This window comes from Cupriavidus sp. FW305-F7 (assembly GCF_058782875.1).
This window is the reverse complement of sequence record NZ_JBYSYC010000016.1, coordinates 87,245-101,723: the sequence shown is the minus strand read 5'-3', so window position 1 is coordinate 101,723 and position 14,479 is coordinate 87,245. Positions and strand designations below refer to the sequence as shown.

13 protein-coding genes are annotated in these 14,479 nt (G+C 67.6%); 8 read left to right on the top strand and 5 right to left on the bottom strand.

Going from position 1 to position 14,479, the window contains the following annotated elements:
- Window positions 1-81: 81 nt before the first annotated feature.
- From AC3WL8_RS17010 to AC3WL8_RS17000, 3 genes are all read left to right on the top strand, one after another.
- Window positions 82-1,017 (top strand): LysR family transcriptional regulator, encoded by a 936-nt coding sequence (locus tag AC3WL8_RS17010; RefSeq protein WP_013951807.1) that lies wholly within the window; start codon window positions 82-84, stop codon window positions 1,015-1,017.
- 81 nt (window positions 1,018-1,098) lie between these two features.
- Window positions 1,099-2,235 carry an IS110 family RNA-guided transposase gene (locus tag AC3WL8_RS17005; protein ID WP_492378476.1) on the top strand — a complete coding sequence of 379 codons (1,137 nt, stop codon included), beginning with the start codon at window positions 1,099-1,101 and terminating at the stop codon, window positions 2,233-2,235.
- A 455-nt stretch (window positions 2,236-2,690) separates the two neighbouring features.
- The gene (locus AC3WL8_RS17000; RefSeq protein ID WP_013951805.1) at window positions 2,691-3,164 is read left to right on the top strand and encodes an aminoacyl-tRNA deacylase; all 474 of its coding nucleotides are present in this window, start codon (window positions 2,691-2,693) and stop codon (window positions 3,162-3,164) included.
- Window positions 3,165-3,260: 96 nt separating this feature from the next.
- Here AC3WL8_RS17000 and eutC read toward each other — a convergent pair whose 3' ends face one another.
- Together eutC and AC3WL8_RS16990 are read right to left on the bottom strand one after the other, a co-directional pair.
- Window positions 3,261-4,052: an ethanolamine ammonia-lyase subunit EutC gene (gene eutC, locus AC3WL8_RS16995; RefSeq protein WP_153954338.1), complete on the bottom strand. Its 792-nt coding sequence runs from the start codon at window positions 4,050-4,052 to the stop codon at window positions 3,261-3,263.
- A gap of 10 nt (window positions 4,053-4,062) precedes the next feature.
- The gene (locus AC3WL8_RS16990; RefSeq protein ID WP_013951803.1) at window positions 4,063-5,445 is read right to left on the bottom strand and encodes an ethanolamine ammonia-lyase subunit EutB; all 1,383 of its coding nucleotides are present in this window, start codon (window positions 5,443-5,445) and stop codon (window positions 4,063-4,065) included.
- A gap of 203 nt (window positions 5,446-5,648) precedes the next feature.
- Here AC3WL8_RS16990 and AC3WL8_RS16985 point away from each other — a divergent pair, with 203 nt between their 5' ends.
- Window positions 5,649-6,686: an AI-2E family transporter gene (locus tag AC3WL8_RS16985; protein ID WP_013951802.1), complete on the top strand. Its 1,038-nt coding sequence runs from the start codon at window positions 5,649-5,651 to the stop codon at window positions 6,684-6,686.
- A 46-nt stretch (window positions 6,687-6,732) separates the two neighbouring features.
- On the opposite strand, the gene AC3WL8_RS16980 is transcribed toward AC3WL8_RS16985, so the two are convergent.
- Window positions 6,733-7,404, bottom strand: a complete 672-nt coding sequence (locus tag AC3WL8_RS16980; protein WP_492378475.1) for a FadR/GntR family transcriptional regulator — start codon at window positions 7,402-7,404, stop codon at window positions 6,733-6,735.
- A 180-nt stretch (window positions 7,405-7,584) separates the two neighbouring features.
- Between AC3WL8_RS16980 and AC3WL8_RS16975 the strand changes: the two genes are divergently transcribed.
- The 4 genes from AC3WL8_RS16975 (at window position 7,585) to AC3WL8_RS16960 (ending at window position 12,275) form a co-directional block, all read left to right on the top strand.
- The gene (locus tag AC3WL8_RS16975; protein WP_153954336.1) at window positions 7,585-8,367 is read left to right on the top strand and encodes a (Fe-S)-binding protein; all 783 of its coding nucleotides are present in this window, start codon (window positions 7,585-7,587) and stop codon (window positions 8,365-8,367) included.
- Window positions 8,364-9,065 (top strand): LutC/YkgG family protein, encoded by a 702-nt coding sequence (locus AC3WL8_RS16970; protein WP_153954335.1) that lies wholly within the window; start codon window positions 8,364-8,366, stop codon window positions 9,063-9,065. The genes AC3WL8_RS16975 and AC3WL8_RS16970 overlap by 4 nt, the downstream gene beginning before the upstream one ends.
- Window positions 9,062-10,507: a LutB/LldF family L-lactate oxidation iron-sulfur protein gene (locus AC3WL8_RS16965; protein ID WP_013951798.1), complete on the top strand. Its 1,446-nt coding sequence runs from the start codon at window positions 9,062-9,064 to the stop codon at window positions 10,505-10,507. The genes AC3WL8_RS16970 and AC3WL8_RS16965 overlap by 4 nt, the downstream gene beginning before the upstream one ends.
- Before the next feature lie 67 nt (window positions 10,508-10,574).
- Window positions 10,575-12,275, top strand: coding sequence for a lactate permease LctP family transporter (locus AC3WL8_RS16960; protein WP_211979525.1), 1,701 nt, complete (start codon window positions 10,575-10,577; stop codon window positions 12,273-12,275).
- A 70-nt stretch (window positions 12,276-12,345) separates the two neighbouring features.
- Here AC3WL8_RS16960 and AC3WL8_RS16955 read toward each other — a convergent pair whose 3' ends face one another.
- Entirely contained in the window at window positions 12,346-13,467 is a 1,122-nt protein-coding gene (locus AC3WL8_RS16955) for a CaiB/BaiF CoA transferase family protein (RefSeq protein ID WP_153954334.1), read from the bottom strand.
- 20 nt (window positions 13,468-13,487) lie between these two features.
- On the bottom strand, window positions 13,488-14,462 hold the full coding sequence (locus AC3WL8_RS16950) for a Bug family tripartite tricarboxylate transporter substrate binding protein (protein WP_492378474.1): 975 nt from the start codon (window positions 14,460-14,462) through the stop codon (window positions 13,488-13,490).
- Window positions 14,463-14,479: the final 17 nt, after the last annotated feature.

The window sequence follows — 14,479 nt, the reverse complement described above, 5'->3', positions numbered from 1 at the left end:
CGGTGCAATGCCGCGGGACGCCGCCACGAGCATGGCAATATACGGGGGCCGCAATTGCCCCCGTCTTTCATTGATCACCCCATGGACCTGAACGCCCTGCGCCTGTTCGTCGACATCGTCGATGCGGGCAACCTGAGCGCGGCCGCGCGCAAGCTCAAGATGACGCGCGCCAATGTGAGCTACCGGCTCAAGGCGCTCGAAGAAGAGCTGGGCGTGCAGCTGCTGCGCCGGACCACGCGCCATGTCGAGCCGACCCCGGTCGGCGCCGGCCTGTACGAGCACGGCCGCAACATCCTGGGCGAAGTAGCGGCCGCCAATGCGCTGATCAGCAATATGGGCAAGAGCCTGCAGGGCCATGTGCGGCTCTCGGTGCCCACAGGGCTGGGGCATACGCTACTGTCGCCGCTGCTGGTGCTGTTCAAGCAGCGCTATCCCGACATCACGCTTGACGTCATGTTCGACAACCGCGTGCACAACCTGGTGTCCGAGGACGTGGACGTGGCGCTGCGCATTATCTCCACCCCGCCCGATTCGGTGGTCGCCACGGAGATTGGCGAAGTCGACTGGATCGTGTGCGCGTCGCCGGGGTATCTCGCCGCGCATCCTGCGCCGAAAACACTCACCGGGCTGCAAGGACATGCGATGGTGTGCGCGTCGCCGGTGGGCCAGAAACTCAAGGCATCGGGCACGCGGCTGGATGCCGATGAAGGCCATGACGCGAACGAAACCCGCGAGCAGGTGGTGCTCGAACCGACGCTGACCTCGGAAAACTTTGCTTTCCTGAAGGAGTCGGTGCTGGCAGGCCTGGGGATCGGCATTCTCCCGATCTATGCGATCGGCGCCGAACTGGACAGCGGCGCGCTGGTGCCGCTGCTCTGTGACTACCGCATCAGCGTGTTCGGCAGCAAGCTCTATATGCTGACCATGCCCAACCGCTACCAGACGCTGGCCACGCGCTATCTGCTGAACTTCCTGAAGACCGAGCTGCAGGCAGTGTGGCCGCGCCTGCACCGCTAGATTCTATGGAAGGGCTGGACAGATAAGCCCCCTGGAGTAAAACGAAGCTTCACGAACCCGTTTTACGAAAGGAGCCTGCAAATGAATGCGCCTGACACAGCCCTTCAAGGACAGGATAGGGCAGTTATTGGTCGACTGTATATGGCCTTCGAACTGGGCGAGAAGAGTTGGAAGCTGTCGCTTGGCGACGGCGTACGCGGGCCGAGCCGGTATACGGTGGCGGCCGGTGACAAGGACGCGGTCCTGCGAGCGATTGCCAAGGCCAAAGCACGCTGCGGACTGACATCGCAGGTGCCGGTCCGCAGTTGTTACGAGGCTGGCCGCGATGGCTTCTGGCTGCACCGCTGGCTGACCGAACAAGGCATTGATAACCTGGTGGTGGACTCGTCCAGTATCGAAGTCAACCGGCGTGCACGACGTGCCAAGACCGACCGGCTCGACGGCGACAAGTTGCTCTCGATGCTGCTGCGTTATCACGCGGGGGAGCGACGCGTGTGGGGCGTCGCGCGGGTTCCCACCCCGGAGCAAGAAGACGAGCGGCAGTTGCACCGGGAACTGGGGCGACTCAGGCAGGAACGCACCGCCCTCAGCAACCGAATTCGCTCGCTGCTGGTATTGCACAACCTGCGGGTCGCCCACGTCGGTGGCCGTTCCTGGGCGCACTGGTGGAACGATCATGGCGCGCAACTGCCTGTGGGGCTGCGCGCCGAGATCGAGCGCAGTGTCGCGCGACTGTCACTGGCGGTTACGCAGATCAGGACGATCGAAGCCCAGCAGCACGCGACCGTAAAGACCGGCGCGCAGCCGGCGATCGCCCTGCTCGCGCGGCTGCGCGGGATTGGCGTCGGCAGTGCCTGGATCCTGGTCAAGGAACTGTTTGGCTGGCGGAACTTTCACAACCGACGCGAAGTCGCCAGCTCCCTGGGCTTGGCGCCGACGCCCTACAGCAGCGGCGAAAGCCAGGTCGAGCAAGGCATCAGCAAGGCTGGCAACAAACGAGCCCGCTGGCTGATGATTGAACTGGCGTGGAGCTGGTTACGCTACCAGCCTGCAAGTCAGCTCACCCAATGGTTCAATGAGCGCTTTGCGCCAGGTGGCAAGCGCATGCGGCGCATCGGTATTGTGGCACTGGCACGGCGATTGGCTATTGGCCTGTGGCGCTATCTCGAGTACGGCGAGATTCCAGTCGAGGCCAGCTTCAAACCAGTCGCAACGTGATGCCGCCTGAGTATGGAAGGCTAAGCGGTAACGATCGCAGGTCAGCGCGCCCGTAACAGACTCGGGCTGCCCCCAGCGGGTAGCCGTTCTTCTAGATGGGGCGCGCGCAGGTAACAGGGGTGTTCCAGCGCCTCGCGCATGCGGTATGTGGTGACCCGGCCTTGCGCCGGGCACGGATAGAAGGTAGACCGGGGCTGGGTCCCGGCCTTAAGTAACCCCGATCTCGGTTTCACGCCGTGTCAGCCCACGAAGATTCGAGGCTTGCAAGGAGAAAGCATCGTGCCAGTCATGTCTATGGAAATTCAATCCCGGAGGAGCTTGACATCCTCGCCCTCATAGAAGGGTCTGTTCCCATATGGAACAGACCCTGGGCGCGTCGCCTTCGGCAGCGGCGCCACGGACTATAGTAGGAGCACAAGGATAACCGTCGGCGCATCCGCACCTGAGGAGCTACCATGGCCCTGGCTAGCACGCTTGCAAGCTGCCTGAGCAGCAAGAACACCCAGTACGACATCATCCGCCACCCCTACACCCTCAGCAGCATGGCCACTGCCGAGGCCGCGCATGTTCCCGGGGACCGGTTGGCCAAGACGCTGTTGCTGGAGGATGACCGCGGCTATGTCGCCGCCGTGATTCCTTCAAGCCACCATCTGCACATGGCCGCCATCTGCGAACAGACCGGGCGCAACCTGGTACTGGCGCATGAGGACGAGATCCGCGAGATCTTCAAGGATTGCGACCTCGGCGCGATCCCGCCGGTCGCGATGGCCTACGGCATGCAGACCTATGTGGACGACAGCCTGATGGCGCAGCCCGACGTGTATTTCGAAGGCGGCGACCACCAGGAACTGGTGCACATGAGCGGCGAACAGTTCTCGCGGCTGATGTCGGACGCTGGGCACGGGCAGTTTTCGCGCCGCATGATGTAAGCGGCGCTTTTTATTGGCCACTGAACGGCCACCACGCGGGTTGCGAACCCGCGCGGTGGCCGTTTTGCATGCTGGCGGGTGGGGGATGCAGACGCTTCAGCCTTCAGGCAACGCCGGCACGCTGTCGTCCTTCAGGTCCACGCCCGAGCGGCCCAATGCCGCCGCGCCGCGCAGCAGGAAGGCGAGCCGGTCGGCGGCCTGCGCATACGGCAGGCCTTCGGGGCGCACGTTGGAGATGCAGTTGCGCTCGGCATCGGTGCGGCCCGTGCGCGGCGCATGGGTCAGGTAGATGCCAAGGCTGTCGGGCGAGCTCAGGCCGGGCCGTTCGCCGATCAGCATCACCACCTGGCGCGCGCCAAGCAGCTCGCCGATCTCGTCGCCCAGCGCCACGCGCGACTGCTCGGCCACCACCACCGGGCCGATGCGCCATGTCTGCGGCAAGCGCGCGCGGGTGGCATCGAGCAACGGCAGCGCGTGCGTCTGCGTGGCCAGCGCGGACAGGCCGTCGGCAACCACGAACACCACATCGGGCGCGTCGCCCGGCCGTGCCGCGGCCAGCCGCGCGCGGCTGGCATCGTCCAGGCGCCGGCCCAGGTCGGGGCGCCGCAGGTAGTGCGCGCGGTCCGGCGCCGCGCTGTGCACGGCGAGGTTCTGTACCCCCGCCGCATCCAGCGCCGCGGTGACCGCGCCCACGTCCAGCGGCAGGTGCACCGCATCGCGCGCCTGCGCATGGGCCAGCCCGAAGGCCAGCACCGCATCGGTGGTCTGGCTGTGGCCGGTACGGCCCAGCGCTACGCGCGCGCGCGTGAACTGGCGCAGGCGTTGCCACGGGTCGGCATCGGCATCGGCGTTGGCAGGAGCGGCGGGAGGCGGGCGTCTGGCCGTCATCGGCTGCACCTTACAGGCTGTGGGCCATCTGCAGCAGCGGCTGGCGCGCGGCGGGCTCGAGCAGCCTGCCGCTGGCATCGGCAATGCCCATGCGCTGCAGCCAGGCCTCGAACTCCGGCGCGGGGCGCAGCCCCAGCACCTCGCGCAGGTACAGCGCATCGTGGAACGAGGTGCTCTGGTAGTTCAGCATGATGTCGTCGGCGCCGGGCACGCCCATGATGAAATTGATGCCGGCCACGCCGAACAGCGTCAGCAGCGTGTCCATGTCGTCCTGGTCGGCCTCGGCATGGTTGGTGTAGCAGACGTCGCAGCCCATCGGCACCCCCATCAACTTGCCGCAGAAGTGGTCTTCCAGCCCGGCGCGGATGATCTGCTTGCCATCGTACAGGTATTCGGGACCGATAAAGCCCACCACCGTATTGACCAGCAGCGGCGAGAACGCGCGCGCCACCGCGTAGGCGCGCGCCTCCATGGTCTGCTGGTCGACGCCGTGGTGCGCATTGGCCGACAGCGCGCTGCCCTGCCCGGTCTCAAAGTACATCAGGTTGTCGCCAACGGTGCCGCGCGCGAGCGCCTGCGCGGCATCGTGCGCCTCGGCCAGCAGCGACAGGCTGATGCCAAAGGCCGCATTGGCGCGCTCGCTGCCGGCCACCGACTGGAACACCAGGTCCACCGGCGCGCCCTGCCCGATCGCGCGCAGCGTGTTGGTGACATGGGTCAGCACGCAGGATTGCGTGGGGATGTCGAAGCGGCTGCGCAGCTCATCGATCATGCGCAGCAGCGAGACGATGGCGCCCAGGTTGTCCGAAGCCGGGTTGACGCCGATGGTGGCATCGCCGCAGCCATAGAGCAGCCCGTCGATGATCGACGCGGCAATGCCCTTGGGATCGTCAGTCGGGTGGTTGGGCTGCAGCCGCACCGAGAGCCGGCCCGGCAGCCCCACCGTGCTGCGAAATCGCGTCACCACCTGGCACTTGCGCGCCACCGCCACCAGGTCCTGGTTGCGCATCAGCTTGCTGACCGCGGCGGCCATCTCCGGGGTGATCCCCGGCGCCACCCGCGCCAGCGTGGCGCTGTCGGTCTCATGCAGCAGCAGCCAGTTGCGCAGGTCGCCCACGGTGGTGGCGCCGATGGCGGCAAAGGCCGCGCCATCGTGCCGGTCCAGGATCAGGCGCGTGACCTCGTCGTCCTCATACGGCACCAGCGCCTCGGTCAGGAACTGCTTGAGCGGCACCTCTGCCAGCGCCAGCCGCGCGGCCATCCGCTCCTGCTCGCTGGCCGCGGCAACGCCCGCCAGCGCGTCGCCGGAGCGCGCAGGGCTGGCCCGGGCCAGCAGCGTGCGCAGGTCGGCAAAGACGTGGCGGTGGGTGCCGATGGTGTGCGTGTAGGCCATGCGCTCCGTTCCTGGGCTCTGGGGAAAACGATGACAGCGGTGCGCCAGGCGCCTTGCCGGGCACGATTCCCCCTAATATAGACAGCCTTTGCGTGTGCCGTGATGCCAACATCGCCTCAGCGCACACGGCCTGACTCAGGAACAACATCTGGATCGGCGAGAATTCAGAATAAATTTGAGCAAATTGCATGCCGGAGACCCCGATGAAAGACCCCGACCCGACCACCACCCCGCGCCTGCTGCCGGCCGCGTGGTACAGCGTCGGCACCGTCGCTTACCTGCTGACCGCCCTGGCGCTCTGGACCGTGCTCCACGCCAACCTGGTGGCGGCATTGCTGTCCGGGCTGCTGCTGTACTCGCTGGTGGACGTGCTGGCGCCGCGCCTGAAGCGCCTGAACCAGCGCCACGACGCCCTGGCCGTGGCCATCCTGTCGGCGCTGATCCTGCTGGCGCTGACGCTGGCGGGCTGGCTGCTGGTGCGCTTTGTCAGTGGCGAGGGCAATACCCTGGACGGGCTGCTCAACCATGTGGCCGACATCATCGACCGCTCGCGTGGGCAGATGCCGCCGTGGCTCAGCGATGCGCTGCCCAACGGCGTGGACGAGCTGGCCAACACGCTGATCGAGACGCTGCGCGAGCATGCCGCGATGGCGCAGAAGCTGGGTGCCGAGGTGCTGCGCACGCTGGTGCATATCCTGATCGGGCTGGTGATCGGCGCGATGGTGGCGCTGTACCGCGCGGTGGTGCGGCCCAACCGCCGGCCGCTGGCCGCGGCGCTGGTGGCGCGCGCACGCACGCTGCAGCAGGCGTTCTCGCAGTTCATCTTCGCGCAGATCCAGATCTCGACCATCAACACCGTGCTGACGGCGATCTACCTGCTGCTGGTGCTGCCGCTCTTTGGCGTGCACCTGCCGCTGACCAAGACGCTGCTGGTGATCACTTTCGTGGCCGGGCTGCTGCCGGTGCTGGGCAACCTGATTTCCAACACCGCCATCGTGGTGGCCTCGCTGTCGGTGTCGTTGCCGATCGCGGTGGCGTCGCTGGTGTTCCTGGTGGTGATCCACAAGCTGGAGTACTTCCTGAACGCACGCATCATCGGTGCGCGCATCCAGGCCGCGGCGTGGGAACTGCTGACGGTGATGCTGCTGATGGAAACGCTGTTCGGCATCCCGGGCGTGATCGCCGGACCGATCTTCTACGCCTACCTGAAGCGGGAGCTTGCCGGCGCCGGGCTGATCTGAGTGCCGCGGCCGGCATGCCGCAGCGTTGGTAGGACCAATACCTGATTCAGGCGCCGTCCTGCTCCACCCGGCTGCGCACGAAGTCGATATGGGTCTGCATGGCGGTGCGCGCCTCTTCCGGGCGGCGCGCGCAAATCGCATCGCACAGCGTGCGGTGCTGCAGCAACAGAAGGTCTGAGGCGCCGTCGTCCTGTTCGCGCAGGCCGGTGCCGTTGATGGTGATGTGCTCGCGCAGCATGCCGATCACGCTGGTATGCAGGTGCAGGAACATGGTGTTGTGCGAGGCCTGGGCGATGGCGTCATGCAACTGCGCATCGGCATCGGCCTCTGCCTGCTTGTCGTCGGCGGCACGCGCGCGTTCCAGCTTGGCCATCAGGGCGCGGATCCGTTTCACGTCAGCGGCATCCGCGCGCAGCGCCGCAAAATACGCGGTCGCGCCCTCCAGCACGCGGCGGAACTCCAGGATGTCGTCGCGCAGCGCGGGGTGGTCGGCCACCAGTTGGCCCCAGGGCGAGGCAATGCCGGCGCGCAGCTGGTCGGTGGCGTAGACCCCGGCACCGCGCCGGCTCTGCAGCAGGCCGCGCGCGGCCAGGCGCTGGATCGCCTCGCGCACGGTGTTGCGCGCCACCTCGTATTGCCCGGCCAGCACCCGCTCGGCCGGCAGCCGCGTGCCGGGCGGCCAGGTGCCGTCGAGCAGCGCGGTCTCGATCCGGCGCATGACCGACTCCACGCGTCCGCGGGTGCGCCCGTGCCTTGCTGCCGCTGCCGTCATTCCGTATGTCCTCGCTCCTGAGCTTGCGCGGGTCGCCGGGCAGATTGGTCCAACCAATTTGTACCGCCGCGCAGAAGCGGGAATTATGCGCCGAAACGTGCGACCCCAGCACGTCCGGAGCGAGACATGAAGGATCGTCAGTACCCCACCGGCCCTGCCCCCGCGCAGGCCTACCTGTTTGCCACCTGCCTGGTCGACATGTTCGTGCCGCAGGCCGGCCTCGACGCCGTGCGGCTGCTTGAACGCGAAGGGCTCACCGTGCACTTCCCGCGCGGCCAGAGTTGCTGCGGCCAGCCCGCCTACAGCAGCGGCAACCCCGACGCGGCCCGTGCGGTGGCGCGCGCCCAGCTCGACCTGTTCAGCCAGCCCTGGCCGGTGATCGTGCCGTCGGGCTCGTGCGCGGGCATGATGCGCCACCACTGGCCGCAGCTCTTTGCCGACGATCCGGTGGCCGGCCCCAAGGCACTGGAACTGGCCGGACGCATCTATGAACTGGGCGAGTTCCTGCTCCATGTGCTGAAGCTGGATTTTGGCGATGCCGCACCGGCGGGCCAGCCGCAGGAGCGCATCGTGCTGCATACCTCGTGCGGCGCCCGTCGAGAAATGGGTACGCGCCAGCACGGCGTGGCCCTGGTCGACGCGCTGCCGGGCGTGACCCGCGTGGAGCATGAACGCGAATCAGAATGCTGCGGCTTTGGCGGCACCTTCTCGCTCAAGCATCCCGATATCTCCGGCGCCATGGTGCGCGACAAGGTGGCCTCGGCCTGCGCCACCGGCTGCGACCGGCTGGTCTCGGCCGACTGCGGCTGCCTGCTCAATATCGGCCATACCGCGGCGCATGACCACGCCCCGCTGCAGGTGGAGCACCTGGCCACCTTCCTGTGGCGCCGTACCGGAGGTGCCGCATGAGCACGCCCGGCGCCCGCGAACGCATGCTCGGCCGGCTGCGCGCTGCCGCGCCTGCACCTTCCCCAGGCACCGCGGAACTCGACCGCCGCATCGACGGCCATTTCGAGGCACGCCGCCACGGCGCGCCCGCCATTGGCGAACTGACCGGCGCGATGCTGGCGGCACTGCAAGGCCTGCATGCCGAGGTCTGGTGCGCCAGCGAGGCGGCCTGGCCGGCATTGCTGGCCACCGAGCTGGCCAATGCCGGCGTGAAGCGCCTGCTGCTTGATCCCGCCAGCCAGGCCGGTGCCGCGCTGGCGGCCGCCCTGCCGGCCCATATCGAAGCCATCGGCTACGACCGCCCGATCGAAGCCTGGAAGGCGGAGCTGTTCGACACCATCGATGCCGGCTTCACCGTGGCGCGCTCCGGCATTGCCGCCACCGGCACGCTGGTGGTCGCGCCCGATGCGGGCTCGCCACGCACGGTGTCGCTGGTGCCGCCGCTGCATGTCGCGCTGGTGCGCGCCTCGACGCTGCACACCGACCTGCATATGGCCGCGCGCACCGAACGCTGGTCCGACGGTATGCCGACCAACCTGGTGCTGATCTCCGGCCCGTCCAAGACCTCCGACATCCAGCAGACGCTGGCCTACGGCGCGCATGGTCCGCGCCGGCTGTGGGTCATCATCGAGACCGACACTGCGGAGGCCGGGCAATGAGCCAGCACACACTCAATTTTGTTCCGCCGCAGGACTTCAAGGCACGCGCCCGCGAGGCGCTGGACGATCCCAAGCTGCGCCAGAGCTTCCGCGGCGCGATGGACTTCCTGCAGGGCAAGCGCCTGGCGCAGTTCCCCGACGCGGATGAGCTGGAACGCCTGCGCGACCTGGGCGAGGCGGTGCGCCAGCACGCGCTGGCCAACCTGCCGGACCTGCTGGTGCAGCTGGAGGCAAAGCTCACCGCCGCCGGCGTGCAGGTGCACTGGGCCGAGAACGCCGACGAAGCCAACGCGATCATCCACCGCATCGCGGCATCGAAGCAGGCGCAGCGCGTGATCAAGGGCAAGTCGATGGCCAGCGAGGAAATCGAGCTGAACCATTACCTGGCCGAGCGCGGCGTGGACTGCATCGAGTCGGACATGGGCGAGTACATCGTCCAGCTGGCCGGCGAGAAGCCCTCGCATATCGTGATGCCGGCGATCCACAAGACCAAGGGCGATATCGCGCAGCTATTCCAGGCGCATATCCCCGACACGCCCTATACCGAGGATGTCGACGCGCTGATCCAGACCGGCCGCCGTGCGCTGCGCCAAGCCTTTGTCGAAGCGGATATCGGCCTGTCCGGCGTGAACTTCGCCGCCGCCGACACCGGCACGCTGTGGCTGGTGGAGAACGAGGGCAATGGCCGGCTTTCCACCACCGTGCCCGACGTGCATATCGCCATCATGGGCATGGAGAAGGTCGTGGCCCGGCTGGAGCACATCGTGCCGCTGTCCACGCTGCTGACGCGCTCGGCCACCGGGCAGGCCATCACCACCTACTTCAACCTGATCTCAGGGCCGCGCCGCGCGGGCGAGCGCGATGGCCCGCGCGAGGTCCACCTGGTGCTGCTCGACAACGGCCGCACCCAGGCCTATGCCGACACGCAGCTGCGCGCCACGCTGCAATGCATCCGCTGCGGCGCGTGCATGAACCACTGCCCGGTCTACACGCGCATCGGCGGCCACGCCTACGGCACGACCTATCCCGGCCCCATCGGCAAGATCATCTCGCCACACCTGCTGGGGCTGGACGCCACCGCCGACCTGGCCACCGCGTCGAGCCTGTGCGGCGCCTGCGGCGAGGTATGCCCGGTACGCATCCCGATCCCGCAACTGCTGGTGCGCCTGCGCACCGAGGCCAACCGCGATCCGGAAGAGCAGGTCGCCAACCCGCTGCGCGGCCAGGGCGCGAAGTACAGCCGCGGCGAGCACCTGGTGTGGCGCTTCTGGAGCGGCGCGTATTCGCACCCGGCGACGTACCGGCTGTTCCGCTGGGCCGCCACGCGGCTGCGCGCGCTGACGCCGTCGAAGCAGATGGGCTGGACGCAGCACCGCACGCCGCTGAAGCCGGCGGCGAAGAGCCTGGCGGATTTGCTGAAGGAGAAGGGACAGCCGGAGTAGGCCTTCACGCAGTGCTTGCAAACAAAACAAAGATTTCCCGAAACACCACCAAAGCAGGAGACTAACCGTGCAACCCTGGACCCAACTCTATACGCCGCTGGGCAGCCTGTGGCTGTCGTCGCTGGCGGCAGCCATTCCCATCCTGTTCTTCTTCATTGCGCTGGCCGTCTGGCGCATGAAGGGCCATGTCGCCGCGGCCGTGACGCTGCTATTGGCGCTGGCCGTGGCGATCTTCGCCTACGGCATGCCCGCGCAGCAGGCGCTGGCCTCGGCCGGCTTCGGCTTTGCCTATGGGCTGTGGCCGATTGCATGGATCATCGTGACCGCGGTGTTCCTCTACAAGATCGTGGTCAAGACCGGCCAGTTCGACGTGATCCGCGCCTCGGTGCTGTCGATCACCGACGACCAGCGCCTGCAGATGCTGCTGATCGGCTTTGCCTTCGGCGCCTTCCTGGAAGGCGCCGCGGGCTTCGGCGCGCCGGTGGCGATCACCGCGGCGCTGCTGGTGGGCCTGGGCTTCAACCCGCTGTATGCGGCGGGCCTGTGCCTGATCGCCAATACCGCGCCGGTGGCGTTTGGCGCGATGGGGATCCCCATCATCGTGGCCGGGCAGGTGACGGGCATCGATCCCTTCCATATCGGCGCGATGGCCGGCCGCCAGCTGCCGCTGTTGTCGCTGCTGGTGCCGTTCTGGCTGGTGTTCATGATGGACGGCGCCAAAGGCGTGCGCGAAACGTGGCCGGCGGCGCTGGTGTGCGGCGGCAGCTTTGCCGTGACGCAGTACTTCACGTCCAACCATATCGGGCCCGAACTGCCGGACATCACTTCGGCGCTGGTCAGCCTGGTGTCGCTGGCCGCGTTCCTGAAGGTATGGCAGCCGCGCGGCGCGTCGCAGCGCGCCGGTGGCAATGTCAGCGGCGGCACCGTCGCGCTGGCCGGCTTCGGCGGCGGCTTCGGCGGCGCGATGTCCGGGCGCAAGGCGTCGCCCTACACCCTGGCGCAGACGCTGCGCGCGTGGGCGCCGTTCGGCATCCTGACCGCCATCGTCACCGTGTGGAGCCTGCAGCCGTTCAAGGCGCTGTTCGCAGCCAACGGCGCGCTGGCGGGCACGGTGCTGAAGTTCAAGATCCCGGGGCTGGACCAGATGGTAATCAAGGCCGCGCCGATCGTGGCCACGCCCAAGGCCTATGACGCGGTGCTGAAGCTCGACCTGCTCTCCGCCGTCGGCACCGCCATCCTGCTGACCGCGCTGATCTCGGCGGTGCTGCTGCGCATGAAGCCGCGCATGCTGCTGGCTACCTTTGCCGAGACCCTGGTGGAACTGGCGCGCCCGGTGCTGTCAATCGGCCTGGTGCTGGCGTTCGCCTTTGTCGCCAACTACTCCGGCATGTCGTCGACACTGGCGCTGCTGCTGGCCGGCACCGGCGCGGCGTTCCCGTTCTTCTCGCCGTTCCTGGGCTGGCTGGGGGTGTTCCTGACTGGTTCTGACACTTCGTCCAACGCGCTGTTCTGCGCGCTGCAGAACACCACGGCGCATCAGATCGGCGTGTCGGACACGCTGCTGGTCGCCGCCAACACCACCGGCGGCGTCACGGCCAAGATGATCTCGCCGCAATCGATCGCCGTGGCCTGCGCGGCGACCGGGCTGGTGGGCAAGGAGTCGGAGCTGTTCCGCTTCACGGTCAGGCACAGCCTGCTGTTTGCCGTGATCATCGGCATCATGACGGTGGTGCAGGCTTACCTGTTGCCGGGGATGATTCCGGGGTGATGGGCCGGAATCCATGAAGAAAGGCGGCCATATGGCCGCCTTTCTCGTTTGCCGCGCGGCAACGTCGCGTCTAATCCAGGAACTCGTCCCCTTCGGTGAGCGGCGCATACCTGTATGTCGCCGGCGTCCGGCTCAGCTTGACCGGCGCACCCAGCCCCTGGTAGCCACCTTCCATCTCCACCACCATCTCGCGGTGCTGCGTATGCGGATGCTGCAAGGCATCGGCCACGGACAGCACCGGCGCGCAGGGCACGCCTGCTGCCACCAGTTCGTCGGCCAGCACCTTGCCATCGAACTCGCGCAGCCTGGCTTCCAGCTCCGCCTTCAGCGCCACGCGGTTCACCGAGCGCGCGCCCGCCGTGCCATAGCGCTCGTCATCGGCCAGCGCAGGCAGCCGCAGGTGCTCGCACAGGATGCGGAACTGCCGGTCGTTGCCCACCGCCAGGAAGATCGGGTCCGTGGCGGTCGCCACCGTGTCGTACGGGTAGATGTTGGGATGCGCATTGCCGGTGCGCTGCGGCGTCTTGCCGCTCATGAACCAGTTGGCCGCATGCGGATGCAGCAGCGACAGGCCGGAGTCATAGAGCGCGGCCTCGACGAACTGGCCGCGCCCGCTGTGCGCGCGCTCCTGCAGTGCCAGCAGCACGCCGATCACGGCGTTCAGGCCGGTCACCATGTCCACCACCGGCAAACCCACGCGCAGCGGATCGCCATCGGCCTCGCCGTTGATGCTCATGATGCCGGACATGGCCTGGATGGCGGCGTCGTAGCCGGGCAGGCCGCCCAGCGGGCCATCGGCGCCGAAGCCGGATACGCGGCAATGGACCAGCCGAGGGAAGCGCGCGGACAACGTGTCGTAGCCCAGCCCCCACTTCTCCATGGTGCCGGTCTTGAAGTTCTCGACCAGCACGTCAGCCTCGGCCAGCAGCACAAGCAGGACCTCACGATCCGCTTCGGCGGTCAGGTCCAGCCGCATCACGCGCTTGTTGCGGTTCAGGCCGAAGTAGTAAGACGCCACGCCGTCCTTGAACGGCGGCCCCCAGGTGCGGGTGTCGTCGCCTTGCGGCGGTTCGATCTTGAGCACGTCGGCGCCGTGGTCGCCCAGGATCTGGCCGCAGTATGGGCCGCCCAGGATGCGCGACAGGTCGACCACGCGGATGCCGGCGAGCGCGCCGGGGCTGGTTTGGGTCATGGCTGGTTTTCCTGTGCGGTTCAGTCAAGCTGGGCGCCGGACTTCTGCACCACGGCGCGCCACTTGCCGACCTCGGCCTTGACGAAGCCGCCAAGCTGCTCGGGCGTGGTCGACGGCGCGAACTCCAGGCCCTGCGCCTGCAGGGTCTTGCGCACCTCGGGCTGCTTGAGCGCATCGGCAAAGGCACGGTTGAGCTTGCCGATCACTTCGGGCGGCGTGCCGGCGGGTGCGACCACGCCGAAGAACACCGATACATCGAAGCCTGGCACGCCCTGCTCGGCCACGGTCGGCACATCCGGCAGCGCCTGCGAGCGCGCCTTGGTGGTGACGCCCAGCGCGCGCACCTTGCCGCTCTTGATGAAGGGCATCGCGGTGAGCACGTCGGTGAAGGTCATGCTGACCTGCCCGCCCAGCAGGTCGTTCAGTGCGGGGCCGGTGCCCTTGTACGGGACGTGCTGGAAGTCGGTGCCGGTGACGTTGTTGAACAGCACCCCGGCCAAGTGCGACGACGCGCCGTTGCCGGACGAGGCATAGGTCAGCTTGCCCGGGTGCGCCTTGCCATAGGCGATCAGCTCCGTGACGTTCTTCGCCGGCACGGACGGGTTGACCACCAGCACATTGGGCAGCTGGCCGATCTGGATCACCGGCGCGAAGCTCTTGACCGGGTCGTAGTTGATCTTGCGGTACAGGCTCACATTGATCGCCAGCGGCGCGGAGGTGCCGAACATCAGCGTGTAGCCGTCGGGCTCGGCGCGCGCCACCACCTCGGCGCCGATATTGCCGCCGGCGCCGGCGCGGTTCTCCACCACCACCGGCTGGCCCAGGCTGGTCTTGAGCGCGGCGGCAAGCGTGCGCGCCATGGCATCGGTAGGGCCGCCCGGCGGGTAGGTGACGACCATCATGATCGGCTTGGACGGAAAGTCCTTCTGCGCGAAGGCGGGGGCGATACAGAGCGAGCAGGCGGCGATGGCCGCTACGCGGTGCCAGAGTTTCATGGCGTTGTCTCCTGGGT